The following is a 14,839-nucleotide window of genomic DNA, read 5'->3' as shown; positions in this document are numbered from 1 at the left end:
AGCCGACCGCGGTCGACTGTTCTCTGGAGATTATATGAAAAAGAAATTCGCTATTTCTAGCTTGAATATAGTATATAGCTACAAACTTAAAAGAAACTGAAAATTTTCTTAGCCTTATCTTAAATTGATTCTTGTTTTGAATACCTATACTGAAAAAATAGCACTCCTGCCCGGAAGGCATTATCTAAAATCGTTGCAATCCAAATGGCTGACAAACCGATTTTAAAAAATATTACAAGTAAATAAGCTATGCCAATCCGCACTAGCCACATACCGATAGTTGTGGCATAAAAGGGTAATCTAGCATTTCCTAAACCTTGCCAAAGAGCTGTCATAATAAGAGTGCCAGCTGTAAAGGGAACTCCCAACATGGCATAAAATAATACTGTTTGACTAGCTTGTACTGCATGAATATCCTTAGTATAAAGACCGATTAGGAAAGACCACGCAAAATAAGTCACCCCAGCCACCAAAAACATAAACAGCAAAGAAAGGCCAAAGCTTGTTTGAAAAATATGTCGGACTATAGCTTTATCCTGTCTGTGTTTTGCTGTAAGGATGATTGTAGCGGTAGCAATCCCTAAAGCCGGCATATAGTTAAACTGCGTCAGGGTTTCTCCAATCGCATTTCCAGCTACCGTCGCTGTCCCTAAGCTGGTAATCAACGCCACGACTACCACATCTCCCACCCGCATCATCAACCGTTCACCGGTTGCTGGCAGAGCAAGTCTAAGCAGTTCTTTATCAAAGGACCAGGTCCATGGTTTTAAAGAAATTGGTAAGCGAGACCAAAGCAGGCTACAACCAATCAACCGCGATAAGACCGTGCCAATCGCAACTCCAGCTACACCTGCATGAAGCACAAAGACTGCAAATGCTGAAAATAGTGCATTTAGAACGTTCGAGAGCAGGCTGATATACATAGGAAAACGTGGTTCCCCCAAGGTTCGTAAGATTGCACTCAAACTTGTCATGAGTCCCAAAAAAGGTGCTCCCCCACCGACCAATATCAAATAAAGACCTCCAGCCTGTACCACTTCTGATTCTGCCCCCAAGCTAGTAAGTACTATTGGACCTGCCAGAACTGAAAAAATTCCTAAAAGGAGACCGATAAAAACTGTAAACTTGACACTTTCACTAGCAATTCCTCCAATGCCTTCTGAAACCCCTTCACCCAAAGCCTGAGCCAAACGAGAAGACACCGCTGCTGCTAGGGCAATAAAAACCGCCTGATAGACGGCTAAAATATTATTAGCAAGGGAAACTCCAGATAAAGCTACGATGCCAATACTGGCTACTAGATAAGAGTCTACTACCCCCATTAACATCTGGAGAAGGTTTTCCCCCATGGCTGGAAAGGCAATGGTTAAAATTTCTTTATAGGTTTGTTTGTTCATAATCTCTATTTCAACTGTTTAATATCTACTATTTTATCACAAACCAGATTCAATAGTTCTTCATCGTGAGAAATTAACAAAACCAACTTATTCTTCATTTTTAAGTCTACTAAAGCGGAAGCAACTTGTTGCATTCGTCTCAAATCCAAGCCGCTCGTCGGTTCATCAAAAATGAAAATTTCCTTATCTGCCAGTAAGCTAGCCACTATCATCACGCGCTGTTGTTCACCGCCCGATAAACTGACCGGATGTCTCTCCAACAAATCCGATAGACCAAAACGAGCTACAAAATGTTCAGCGACAGCTCTATTTTTCCTTCCAAGAGTAAGTTCTCGCTCAACACTTTCCGCAAATAGTTGGAGTCGAACATCCTGCATAACAAAGGCTGTTTTTTCCAATCTCTGGCGACTAGATAAGGTTTGACCTTGCCAAGAAATCCTACTCTTCTTATCTTCCGCTAAACCGACCAGATAACGAGCAAGGCTTGTTTTTCCAGAACCATTCGCTCCAACCAGACCCACCACCTGTCCTGGTGCCAAGCAGAGTTTTTCAATCTCGTAGAGAGTATTCTCTTTCTGACTTACCGATAAATTTTCAACAAGTAAACCCTCTTTATCATTAACAAACTGGTCCGCCAGCTCCGCTATTGCCCGCCCATACGGCTCCGAGTCATAACAACGCAGTCCCATATCCTGACGGCATTCTTCTGTCCGACTTAAAAACTCATCTGCTAGATAATCCGTCACCACTTGCCCATCTTGAAAATATAAATAGCGATCTGCCAATTGACTGAGATAAGACAGTCTATGCTCGGCAATAATAATGGTCTTGCCTTGGCTTTTTAAAGTTTTCAAGATGTCCTCTACAATCGCAATCCCTTCCTGATCTAGGTTGGCAGTCGGCTCATCTAAAACCAAGACATCTGTCCCTTGCATAGCTGTAACGGCCAAGGCTAGACGTTGTTGCTGACCGCCTGATAGACTGGAAATCGTTCGCTGGCTAAGAGAAGCCAAACCAAATAATTCCATAACCCAAGCCAGGCGATTCTCGATTTCTTCTCTTGACAAACCCTGATTTTCACAAGGGAAAACCAATTCCTGCAAGACCTGACTATGAAAAAATTGAGTAGACGGATGCTGAAAGACTGAAGCAATGTGCCGAGATATTTCTTCCAGACTAGATTTTTGTAAATCCAAGTCCCCTAAGAAAATTTGTCCCGAAAGCTGAGCAGGATAATATTCTGGCGTCAAACCATTTAATACCTTGAGAAAACTAGACTTCCCAGAGCCACTCTCCCCACATAAAACAACACACTGGCCTTTTGGAATGGTCAAATCCTCTATCTGCAAGGCTGGTTTATCTGCTCCTGAATAAGTTAATGCTACATTTTTTACCGTCACAGCCGGACGAGAATCAGAAAAACAAGACAACATAAACAAAGACTCCAATCTAGCACGGTCCAAGACGACCGAATATATGCAGGTGATTTCGTAGATACAGCCAAACCTTTTGTCAGACTGGCTACTGTCAATTCCTGAGCTGTTCGCAAGAGAGACATCATCAAGGGAACCAAGAAAAACTCCATGTACTGGAGTGGCTTACAAACCACATCTCTCTTCCGTAAAAAAATTCCTCTAACCTTCAAAGAGGCACAAATCGTACGAGCATCCTGTTTAATGGCAGGTAGGAAACGAAACATTACTCCCAACGTCAAAAGAAATACCTCTGGCAGGTGCCATTTCCGCAAGCCATGAATGAGTTCGTAACCACTTGTCGTCATCAGTAATAGATGCCCTGCCAAAAGCGGAGGCCATGTATAGGTCAATACAAGCAACAAATGCGTCAGCCATGCTGGTAAAAATGTAATATAGGACAACAGACAAAAAATAGAATAGGCCATAGGACTCATTATAGCCATTTTCCGCTTTCCAGAAAACCAGAAAAGCAGGCTAAGGCCTAAGACCAGCACTGCATTTTCTAATATTGTGAGACGCATCCCATAGGCAAAACTAGTGAAGATGACGAGAATAATTTTTGTACGAGCATCTAATTTCATGAAAGATAACCTGATTGTTTAAAATAGCGCTGAAGCATGTATTGACCAAACAAACCACTGATAAGAGCTGTTAAGATAATGGTCGTTGACAACCATAGCACATTCTCTGGAGTGAAATCAAGCATGACACGAGCGATGTATTCTGCTGATTTTCCACGTGCCAAAAGATTGGCCTCATAGGCATCTCGCATGAACCACATAAGAATAATAGGTCCCAAGTTTCCAAAAGAGAAAATGATATAGCTAAGAAGATTGGTCCATTTTTGTTTATAGCGACCTGACTTCGCTACCATTTCTGCCAAAAAACCAAAGGTCAAGCTAGGCAGAAAGGCCGCTGTCATATAGCCTGACAGGAAAAAGAAGCAGGCCATGACCGCACCCACCAAACTGATGGAGCCAAATTTACCAACCTTAGCTACCAATAACATATAAACAGGTCCTGCCAAAAGGGCTGTTCCAGCAGGTGCATACATCATATTACCCGAACGATCAAAAACCAAGCTCAACAAGGTTCCTAGACCAACACAAACAAAGTAGAGGGCAGCAAAAGCCCCTGTTACCATCAGATCTTTTACTTGTAATTTCTTCATTTATTTTTCCTTTACTAATTGTCCGTCTTCCAAGCGGAAAATGGTATCCGCACAGGCCATGGTCGAGCTTCTATGAGAAATCAAGAAGACCATGCCCTGACAGTGTTCCTTAACCAGTTGGATAAAGCGGGCTTCATTGAGCGAGTCTAGGTTACTAGTTGGCTCATCAAAGATATAGCAGTCAGCGTTTTTGAGCAAGGCCCGCATGAGTTCCAAGCGTTGCCCTTCTCCTGCTGAAAAGTCACTGGCTTCCACAAGCGTATCCAAGCCCTGCGGTGCTGCCAAAATCCGTTCTTTCATGTGGCATTTTTCTGCCAAGTCCATGATGGTTTCATCCGACACATCTGTCCGACCCAAGACAAGATTTTCCCGAATGGTCTGGCGGAAGATTTGTGGCACCTGTGGTACATAGGCAAAGGAGCCCTGCAAATGTGCCTTATCTACCTGCCGACTATCCAAGCCAGACAGGCGGATTTGCCCCTGCTTCCAATCATACCACCGCATGATCAATTTCATCAAGGTGGATTTTCCTGCACCGGACTCACCGACCAAACCAATAATCCCCCCCTGTTCAAACTGGACAGACAGGTTCCGATAGAGCCCTGTTTCTCGGTCATCATAGTCGAAGTCCAGTTGTTCGATAGCAATGTCCGTCACTCTGACCTCAACAAGCTCACCTGTTCGCTCTGCTTCTTTTTCATCCAAAAGAGCATAGATATTGCGACCAGCATTCATGGCTCGCTTGAAACCAAGAGGCAGACGGCTGAGCTCCAAGAAGGGAGCAAAGGAGCTAGTGAAAGAAACCAGCAGGGCTACTCCTGTTGCTAAGTCCAAACTCTGACTACCTACCAAGTCAAAGGTCAGCCAGGCAAATCCCATAATGGACAGCCCCACGACCAGGAAGGAAACAGCATACTGCATAAAGTTGGTCTGGGCGACCTTTCTCTCCTGACCATTGACCTCTTGGCTTTTGTTCGTCAAATTGGCAAAGCGTTCATCTGTCTGCTGGAACTGCATGAGGTCCTTCATGCTCTTGAGACTTTCAATAAAGTAGGAAACATAGTCCTTGCGACTGGCATTTTGCTCCTTGAGCAAGGGCTGCAGCTGCTTGGCAAACTGATTTGGAATAGCAATAGCCAAAAGAGCATAGGTCACCAGAGCCAGCAAAGCCAAACCCCAGCTAGATAGACCAAAATAGACCGTCAAACCAAGAGCCACTAAAATCCCTGTACAAATCGGGGCAATGGTATGGGCAAAGAAAACCTCCAAGGCTTCAATGTCCTCCCCAATCATCTTAAGCAGGCTACCGCTGTCCTGTCGATCCAATTTCCCAGGAGCCAAGGCCCGCAGTTTTGCAAAAATCAAACGACGATAGGCCGCCAGCGTATGAAAGGCCACATAATGACCAAAGTAATGCTCACCATAGCGGAAGCCCCCACGTAAAAGAGCTAGGAGAATGAGGATCCCCAAGGTCCATAGCGGAGCAGGATTGCCAGTAAAGGCATCAAAAGCCAGATAGACCAGCATAACTGGAATAGCAATGGTCACCACCTGTCCCAAGACCGCAAAGCAAACCGCCACCGCAATCCGTGGCAAGAGGTGCTTCATGGACTGCAAGAGTCTCGGAATCAGCACCCTTGTTGGCATTTCTTTCTTATCCATAAACGGCTTCCTCCAATTCTCTTTGTTGATCAACCAGCTGACCATAGGCCAAGCTAGTCTGATAAAGCGTAGCATGGTTGCCTGTCACAGCTCCCTCCGCAGACAAGAAGAGAATATCATCTGCCTGCTCCACTTGTTTCATCTTATGTGTAATAATAATAACAATTGCATCCTTGGCCACCAGGTTAATGAGGTCGTAAATCAAACCTTCATTGTCCTGATCGACGCTGGACGTCACCTCGTCAAAGATATAGAGCGAGCGTTTGGCCAAGACCGCACGGGCACAGATAACCTGCTGGCGTTGACCAGGCGACAAGAAAGCACCGTCATCGCCCACAATCGTGTCCAAACCATCTGGCAGATTCTTGACAAACTGCAAGACCACGTGCTGATCTGCCCAGGCCAAGATGTCCTCCTTAGACCAATCAACCGCCATCCGCAAGTTATCATAGATAGACTGGTTGAGTAGGGTTGACTGACCAGATACATAGAGGACCTGCTCATTCAGAGACAACTGGCTGACAGTCGAAATCTCCTGCTCACCCAAGTAAATAGACCCCTTATCCGCCCGCAAGCGTCCCAAGAGCAGCTGGGCCAAGGTCGTTTTCCCTTGACCTGACTCACCCGCCAAAGCATAGACCTTGCCAGCCGTCATGGTCATAGAAATATCTTCTAGGACTGGCTTTTCTCCGTAGGCAAAGGCCAAATCTTCTAGTTTTAGACTGTCAAAAGCAGGCACATGGACAGCATCGATTTCCTGCTCCGCTGTCATACTGTCCAAGAAACCAAAAATGCGATCCGCCATCTTAGTATTCATCATCACCAAGTGCATACCGTAGCCCTGCTCCCGTATGGGTGCAAAAAACTCCGTCGCAATGAGGACAAAGAAAAGCATACTAAAGAGGGAGAGATTGCCTGCCGCTAGGCTATTGACCGCCACAAAACCAGACAAGCCAATTCCTAGATACATGACCGCATCCATGTAGCCCACCGCTTGCAGCTGAAAACTGAGTAGCTCCATGGTCGCATCGCGGAAGTCCTCGGCCTGCTCATTGAAGGTCTTCTCATAAGTCTCATCCGCCTGATAGGAATAAAGGGTATTAAGCCCCTTGAGGTCGTCCAGGAAAAGATTGCCCACATCCATGTAGGAGCCCCAGTAGCGATTCATGATCCGCTTGGACCGCTTCTGCATAGCGATAATGGAAATGGGAATTAGGGGCAAGGCCAAGATGAAAATGACTGCCCCCAGCGGGAAAATCAGAAAGACCAGCAAGAGAACTGTCGCACAGTTAAACTGGGTCCGCAAGGAAGATGCCATGTAGTAGGAATAGTAGGTATCCAGGCTATCAATTCCCTGTGAAGCGATGTTAAAGACATCCGCTGCTGTCGCTTTTGACTCAAACTGACCGTCCTTAGCCAAGAGAGCCTCAAAGAAGGACTGCTTGAGCGAATCCCGAGCAAACTGGGAACCCAATCCCTGCAAACGCTTGGCAATCAGAGCCACACCATAGCCAAAGGCATTGAGCCCCAGCAAGATGAGGACAAAGCGTCCCAGATCAACCTGTCCGCCCTCATAGTAGGTCACAAAACCCTTAGCAATCAGGTAGAAGGAAATAATCCGCATCAAAAATTGCACCCAGGATAGAAAGGCTGCCAAATAAACCAGCTTCATCTTGGGTTTGATGCGTTCTTTGAGTCGCTTCAAGAGGGCTTTTTTCTTTTCTCTGGAGATTTTCTCCTGTTCTTGTGCCATACGTCACCTCATCAACAAGTATTCCTATATAGTATATCATTCTTTGAATTATCTGTAAATTTTAATTTGTATTAAAAAAGAAAACAAACTGCCTGTTTTAAGCAGTTTGTCATAAGTCATTTTTTATTACACACCCAAATAGCGCTCTACTTCAGCCTGCATATCGGCAGCTGCAACGACGGTATTGTGGCGGACAGGTGCCGTTTCCAAGCCGTCCACAGCTGGCGGCAGGGCTACACCTGAAATTTCATGCAGTTTGGCAAGGGCTTCAAAGTCGGTCAAGCCTGACTGGCCTGTCACAGCCTCAACCGCAACCACAGGGAACTTGTAAGGACTAGCAGTTGATGCAACCACTGTCGGAGTCTGATCCCCTGTTTGCTCCACATACTGTTTATAGACAGCTGAAGCAACAGCCGTATGTGGATCTTCAATGTAGTCTGACTCGTCATAGACACGCTTGATTTCCGCAGCGGTTTCTTCTTCTGTCGCAAAGGCGGCAGCAAAGAGAGAGAGGATTTCCGCGTCAGCCCCTTGGATGTCATACTGACCAGCTGTGTTCAAGGCTTCCATCAGCTCAGCTGTTTTTGCAGCGTCATTGCCAAAGAGATGGAAAATCAAGCGCTCCAAGTTAGAAGACACCAAGATATCCATGGACGGACTAGTGGTCACGCGGAAGGTACGGTTCTTGTCGTAAACGCCTGTCGAGAAGAAGTCGGTCAAGACATTGTTGTCGTTTGACGCACAGATGAGCTTGCCAACTGGCAGACCGATTTGTTTGGCGTAATAAGCCGCCAAGATATTTCCAAAGTTTCCTGTTGGAACGGTGAAGTTGACCTTGTCGCCCGCCGCAATCTCGCCAGTTTTAACCAGCTGGGCATAGGCATAGACATAGTACACAATCTGTGGCACCAAGCGGCCGATGTTCATGGAGTTAGCAGATGAAAACTGGAGTTTCTTGGCCGCCAATTTGGCGCGGAGGGCCTCATCGTTGAACATGTGCTTGACATTTGTCTGGGCATCGTCAAAGTTTCCGTCAATGGCTACCACGTGGGTATTAGCCCCTGTCTGCGTGGTCATCTGCAATTCTTGGACCTTAGACACCCCATCGCGTGGGTAGAAGACAATGATTTTCGTGCCTGGGACATCCGCAAAGCCAGCCATAGCCGCCTTGCCTGTATCGCCTGAAGTCGCTGTCAAGATGACAATCTCATTTTCCAAACCATGTTTTTTCGCCGCAGTTGTCATCAAGTAAGGTAGGATAGATAAAGCCATATCCTTGAAGGCAATGGTTGAACCTCGGAAGAGCTCTAGGTTGTATTGACCTTTTAGCTTAACCACTGGGGCAATAGCTGGCGTGTCAAACTTGCTGTCGTAGGCGTTATTGATACAGTAGTCTAGTTCATCTGCCGTAAAATCATCCAAGAAAGCCGACAAAATCAACTTGGCAACTTCTTGATAAGAAGCGTCTTTCAAAACAGAAAAATCCAAGTCAACTGTTGGAATGGAAATCGGTGTAAACAAACCACCATCTGTCGCCAAACCCTGCAAAATCGCCTGACTAGCCGATACAGTATTTTTAGCATCGCGTGTTGATTGATATACTAATGTCATGGTATCCCTCATAAAAAATCTATTTTTTCTATTCTACCACAAAACCCACCTAAATTGACAGAAAATTGGCAAGATAAACCAAAAAACCGAACGCTTGTCCGGTTTTTTAGCTGATATTCCCACCAATCCCCTTAAATTTTTCAACCAAGGCACTAATTTTTTGGAAAACAGTCTGCTTCTTCGTATGATACTGAGGATTTAGGGGGCTCATCTTCGGCAAGGTTTCATTGAGGGCATTCCCATTTTCGCTGGCATATTCCCTCCTCAAAGAAAGTTGAATATACCGCTTGGCACTCTCTTCATTCAAGCCTTCTTGCTGAATAAGCTCGGCAACTTCTTTTTTCTGTTCCTCCCGAGCAAAGAGGAAGAATTTTTCGATAATGTCCGACTTATCCACAAAACTATCCAAATCACTTCGACGAATAAACTTCACAATCAAGTCTTCCTTGGCTCGATTACCAAGACTGGCACGAATGGTACGTGTGATTTCTTCTACCAAAGTATCCTTATCCGATACTGTTTTATTGGTTTCAAAAATCAATTCCAAGATGTAGTCTAGATTGATTTCTTGTGATTTCAGCAACTCGACCTCAAAGACTACTGAGTCCCAATCTACCTTCGATTTGCTGTTTTGCTGGTTTTGGCGTTCACGGGTATACCAATCCCTGATGTCGTTATAAGTAGAGCGATAATCCTGAATTTCCCGAACTGTCGGTATAGGAAGCTGAGCCAGTTCTTCCATCGTTTCAATATCTATCTGGTATTTGGCTTGAAAAGCAACCACTTCCTCAGGATTTTCAAAATCAAGCATCTGAACAGCTTGTAAACGCACAAAGTCATCGTAGTTCTGGAGAATATTATCCAGCTTCAAAAACTTCCCGAATAAGTCTACAAAGGCCTTCTTATCACTTTCTTTAACAATCTCACTTGGATCTGGAAAACGCTCTAGGAGCTCCTGGGCAACAGCCAAATAGCCGGCTTTCTGCTCACCAGCATCGTCGTAACCCTCCAAGTAGTCTGTGTAGGACCGTTCCAACAAGACTTCTGCGGTTTCTGTTTTTCCAAATAGTTTAATGGCATCCGTCGTCGCTTTCTCCAAATCTCGGAAAGTCACAATATTACCAAAGGACTTGGTCGCATCATAAATCCGATTGGTTCGTGAAAAGGCTTGAATTAGTCCATGATAACGCAGGTTTTTATCCACAAACAAGGTATTCAAAGTAGGAGCATCAAAACCTGTCAAGAACATTCCCACTACAATCAATAAATCGACCTCACCCGTCTTCACTCGCTTGGCTAAGTCACGGTAATAATTCTGGAAATCATTGCCGTTGATGGTGTAGTTAGTCTGAAACAGTTGATTGTAATCATGCACGCAACGACTTAAAAACTCTTTACTACTGAGGTCGGGGAGGTCGTTCGGTGTAAAATTCTCATCATCAATTTCTCCAATCGCAGCCTGGGCCTCATTAGCTGCAAAAGAGAAGATTGTCGCAATTTTTAGTGGCTTCTCTCGTCCGACTTGCTGCTCCTGCAATTCCTGGTAATAGGCTTTGGCAGCTTCAACACTCGAAACAGCAAACATAGCATTAAAGCCTTTTCCAGATTGTCGGTGTGTTTTTTGATTGAAATGCTCCAAGATATAGCTAGAAATCTCTGAAATTCGAGTTGGGTGCAAAAGAGCTTTCTTGGTCTCAGCAGCACTCAACTTTTCCAAGTCCTGCTCTGTTTCATAGGATTTGAATTGTGGACGGACATCATTGTAATCCACCATGAATTTCAAGACCTTCTGGTCCCGTATGGCATCCGTAATCACGTAGGAATGGAGCTCTTTTCCAAAGACGGAGGCAGTAGTTTCTGCACCTAGAGCATTCTCCACCTTAATCGGTGTTCCTGTAAATCCGAATTGACAATACTTCTTAAATTTTTTCTTCAGGCGTTTTTGAGCCTCACCAAACTGCGAGCGATGGCACTCATCAAAGATGAAAACCACTTGCTTGTCATAGATGTCATGCTCCTGCTCACTTGTCATGAAATGATTGAGCTTTTGAATGGTAGTCACCACAATTTTATTGTCATCTTTTTCAATATTTCGCTTGAGCCCTGCAGTACTGTTAGAGCCATTGACCGAATCTGGAGAGAACCTCTGATACTCCTTCATGGTCTGATAATCCAAGTCCTTGCGGTCCACCACGAAAAAGACCTTGTCCACTTCGTCCATCTCTGTCGCCAAGCGTGCCGCCTTAAAACTAGTCAAGGTCTTTCCAGAACCTGTCGTATGCCAGATATAGCCACCTGTTTCTGGCCCACTCTTGATTTTTGAAGCAATAGCAGAGCGAATTTTCCAGATGATCCTCTCAGTCGCCGCAATCTGATAGGGACGCATGATTAGTAAGGTATCACTGGTATCAAAAACGGAATAGTTTATCATGACATTTAACAAGGTCTGCTTACTCAAGAAAGTTACCGTGAAGTCCTTCAGATCCTTGATCGGATTATTATTCTTCAAGGCCCAATTCATAGTGAAATCAAAGGAATTCTTGTTCCGCTTGGTCGTATTGGCAAAGTAGCGGGTGTCCGTTCCATTTGAAATAATAAAGAGTTGCAGGTACTTGAAGAGGGAATTTTCTTCGTTAAAACTTTCCTTGCTGTAGCGATGAACTTGGTTAAAAGCCTCCCGAATGGCAACCCCGCGTTTTTTCAACTCAATCTGAACCAAGGGCAAACCATTGACCAAAAGGGTCACATCGTACCGATTGGCACTCGTTCCCGTCTGCTTCATCTGGTTAATGACCTGCAATTTATTTCGACTGATGTTCTTCTTATCCCACAGGTAGATATTTTGAATATGCCCGTCATCAAAAATAAAGTCATAGACATGATCATCATGAAGCTTACGCGTCCGATCAATCAAGCTCTCGCTTGGTTTATTCAAATACTCATCCAAAAACCGTTGCCACTCTGAATTTGTAAAGCTGACACGATTGAGCGTTTCCATCTGCGTCCGAAGATTTCCCAGCAACGCTTCAGGAGTGGTCAGATAGTTTAGATACTCATAACCTTGCTGCTGCAAATCCGCAATCAGCTCCTTCTCCAAATCAGCTTCTGTCTGGTAATGACCTGGCTGCACTGACTTCACATACTTGTCCAAAACGATGAAGTTGTTGGATTCGATAATCGGGTCTGTTTGAATGAATTCGGACATAGTTACTCCTCTTTATAGAAATGATATCGATCAATAAAATCATGAAATAAGTATATCAACATTTGCTTGTGGGTAGAATTTAATTCTGTCGTTTCTTCCGCTGAGTGCTTAGAGTGACTAGAAAAGTCTAAAATACGCTTCTTATAGGCTTGTCGCACATCATCAGCAGCTTCTTCTGGAAATAACTCCTTCCAGTCTTTATATCCCAGAAATGTTGAAGTTTTTTCATATAAGTTGCGAAGAAAATTGAAATGAAATTTTTGAATACTATCCTCAGCAATCGCTTTAGAAATTTGTTCACAAAGAAATAAATGGTAGGCAAAAGGAGAGTCCTTACGCTGAGTGTGCAGTTGGTATGTACCATCTTCTAACTTTTCCAATCTGTACTTACTCGCATTTCCAAATTCATTATGTAGGACATTATAAAACAGCGGGTTATGAGTTGTAATAATAAATTTCAGACCTAACCTTTCATCATTGCTCTCTTTTATTAATCCTGCAAGATTCGATGCTACTTCTATTAAATGATTTTCATCTAACGAGGAGACTGGGTCGTCTATAAAAATGTATTCAAGATTATCAAAATCTCTAGTGCTTCGCTCTTCCGCTTCAGCAATTTTTCTCTCACTAATAACCAACTCTAGTAATGTGTAAAAGATAGACCAAATAAAGTTGCTTTCCTCACCTTTAGAAAGTTTGACTTGCTCACGTATCTCTTCATTTCCCCTTTGAAATGTAAAAATAACTTGATTATTCACCAAATCAAAACTAGGGTTTAATTTATCATCTGTGTGATGCTGAAAATTTTTAATAATATTTTGATCCTGACCTTGCTCTTCTATAATCCAAGTCAAGAATGAGTTCGGTTGTACCTTTAATTTATAATCTTTGTTATTTTCTAAATCATTGTCCCAGTAAAATAAGTCTTCGGTAAAAGCACTATAATAAATAATTTTATCTCTTGTAGGACTATCATCACCTTGAACTATATTTTTAAATGCTTTTGATAACCGAGTTTTTCCCGTCCCATTAAAAGCATATATCAACTGGACTGTTTTAGGAGATTGTCTCAATTCCTCTGCAATTTCTTCTAATCTTTTTCCCATACTATTTCTCTAATTTAAAATGTCAATAATTTATCTCTAAAATACTCATACTGCTTCTGACGCAACTCAATTTCCTTTGGCAAACCTTGAGAAATCGAATTTGTTAACTCATCGAACTTGTCGAGGATGGCAACAATACATTTTTGAGTTGAGAGAGAGGGTAAGTTAATCTCCAAGGATTTGATAATACCGGAATTCAAATTACTGACCGATCCACTATTGATTTTACTATCCCAATAGGATTGAACGCGTTGCGATGACAAGTATTGATAAAGAAAGTCAGGATTGATAGTCTCTTCAAAATCACTAATTGAGGCCCAACCATCGTGTATCGCTCCATCTATTTGCAAAATATATGGACGTCCATAACTCATTGAGTTCGACAGTATAAAATCTCCTTTTTTCAATAGTCTAGACTTCTTAGCTCCTGCTTGACTAATCTTCTGTTCCGTTGAGGTTATATATTTAGAGTTTAATAGCGTATCTCCAATCTTTATCCACGGAATAGCATCCTCGTCTTCAGTTAAATAACTTGAAATCGGCCGAGGTGAAGCCCCTCGCTGAACTGTAGCTATTGCCCCCAACTCTACCCGTATGGTTCCAAAGACCCACTGCAAAAGGCGAATTATGTCGGACGGTCCCCGCTCACTGTCCAGTGATACACGCCTTCGGCGGTGAATGTCAAGAGTTTTTCTCTAAAATATTCATACTGTTTTTGACGTAGCTCAATCTCCTTGGGCAGTCCGATATTTAGATCGTTACAAACTGCATCGAAGTTATCAAGGACCTCGACGATGCGTTGTTGGATAGGGAGAGGAGGGATTGGAATCTGAAATTGTGAAAACTCTTGCTTGGTTATTGTCTTCAGAGTACTACCTCTTGCAAACTCTTTTTCAATATCAAACTTTCTTTTTAATTGATAAGCAAAATATTTAATATCTATATCACACTTATAATCATCAAAAATGGCAATAGTGCGGTCAACATAAGCATCATATTGAGTAATAGCCACTCTCCCTATCGTCCCTTGAAGAGTGACTAGAACTGTCCCTCTAGGAACAAAAACACTCTTTGGAATTGCTTTCTGAGAAATACGTTTCTGAGTACTAGCGTTTAGACAGTAACCATTCTCTGAGATGTCTGCCACTTGAACAAAAGGCTGAGAGTTCTCTCCACCATACCATTCTTTCTCCCCATACGGTTGAGGAAATGACCCTCTCCTAAAACCAGCAACCTCCCCCAAAGTTTTCCACTCAACCTGATAAACCTCATCTTCAAAAGAGAGGAGTTTATCACGATAAAAAGAGTATTGCTTTTGGCGTTCGGTTAATTCTGCGGTTAATTCTGCGGTTAATTCTGTAACATATTCCGTGAATTTGTCAAGTAGAGCAACAATTTCTTTTTGAATTTTTAGGGGTGGGAGGGGGATTTGAAAAGTTCTCATCTTTGATAAAGAAAT

At 43.4% G+C, this 14,839-nt stretch carries 11 protein-coding genes; all 11 read right to left on the bottom strand.

Going from position 1 to position 14,839, the window contains the following annotated elements:
- Positions 1-119 precede the first annotated feature (119 nt).
- Positions 120-1,397, bottom strand: coding sequence for an MATE family efflux transporter (locus tag NOL38_RS09275; protein WP_277941993.1), 1,278 nt, complete (start codon positions 1,395-1,397; stop codon positions 120-122).
- A gap of 5 nt (positions 1,398-1,402) precedes the next feature.
- A complete protein-coding gene (locus tag NOL38_RS09270) occupies positions 1,403-2,830 on the bottom strand; it encodes an ABC transporter ATP-binding protein (protein WP_277941992.1) in 1,428 nt (475 codons plus the stop codon).
- On the bottom strand, positions 2,794-3,453 hold the full coding sequence (locus NOL38_RS09265; RefSeq protein ID WP_277941991.1) for an energy-coupling factor transporter transmembrane component T: 660 nt from the start codon (positions 3,451-3,453) through the stop codon (positions 2,794-2,796). Before NOL38_RS09265 ends, NOL38_RS09270 begins: the two co-directional genes overlap by 37 nt.
- Complete coding sequence (locus NOL38_RS09260; RefSeq protein ID WP_277941990.1) at positions 3,450-4,043, bottom strand: MptD family putative ECF transporter S component; 594 nt, start codon at positions 4,041-4,043, stop codon at positions 3,450-3,452. Before NOL38_RS09260 ends, NOL38_RS09265 begins: the two co-directional genes overlap by 4 nt.
- Positions 4,044-5,705 carry an ABC transporter ATP-binding protein gene (locus NOL38_RS09255; protein ID WP_277941989.1) on the bottom strand — a complete coding sequence of 554 codons (1,662 nt, stop codon included), beginning with the start codon at positions 5,703-5,705 and terminating at the stop codon, positions 4,044-4,046. It lies immediately after the preceding gene.
- Positions 5,698-7,458, bottom strand: coding sequence for an ABC transporter ATP-binding protein/permease (locus tag NOL38_RS09250; protein ID WP_277941988.1), 1,761 nt, complete (start codon positions 7,456-7,458; stop codon positions 5,698-5,700). The genes NOL38_RS09255 and NOL38_RS09250 overlap by 8 nt, the downstream gene beginning before the upstream one ends.
- Before the next feature lie 126 nt (positions 7,459-7,584).
- A complete protein-coding gene (thrC, locus tag NOL38_RS09245; RefSeq protein WP_277941987.1) occupies positions 7,585-9,069 on the bottom strand; it encodes a threonine synthase in 1,485 nt (494 codons plus the stop codon).
- A 106-nt stretch (positions 9,070-9,175) separates the two neighbouring features.
- Complete coding sequence (locus NOL38_RS09240) at positions 9,176-12,274, bottom strand: type I restriction endonuclease subunit R (RefSeq protein ID WP_277941986.1); 3,099 nt, start codon at positions 12,272-12,274, stop codon at positions 9,176-9,178.
- Between the two features lie 2 nt (positions 12,275-12,276).
- Entirely contained in the window at positions 12,277-13,380 is a 1,104-nt protein-coding gene (locus NOL38_RS09235; protein WP_029175214.1) for an AAA family ATPase, read from the bottom strand.
- A gap of 14 nt (positions 13,381-13,394) precedes the next feature.
- Positions 13,395-13,997 carry a restriction endonuclease subunit S gene (locus NOL38_RS09230; RefSeq protein WP_277941985.1) on the bottom strand — a complete coding sequence of 201 codons (603 nt, stop codon included), beginning with the start codon at positions 13,995-13,997 and terminating at the stop codon, positions 13,395-13,397.
- An 8-nt stretch (positions 13,998-14,005) separates the two neighbouring features.
- On the bottom strand, positions 14,006-14,839 hold an 834-nt coding region (locus NOL38_RS09225; RefSeq protein WP_277941984.1), incomplete at its 5' end, for a restriction endonuclease subunit S.

Origin of the sequence: Streptococcus suis (genome assembly GCF_029616525.1) — a bacterium.
GTDB lineage: Bacteria > Bacillota > Bacilli > Lactobacillales > Streptococcaceae > Streptococcus > Streptococcus suis_AF.
This window is presented reverse-complemented; position numbering and strand designations above follow the sequence as displayed.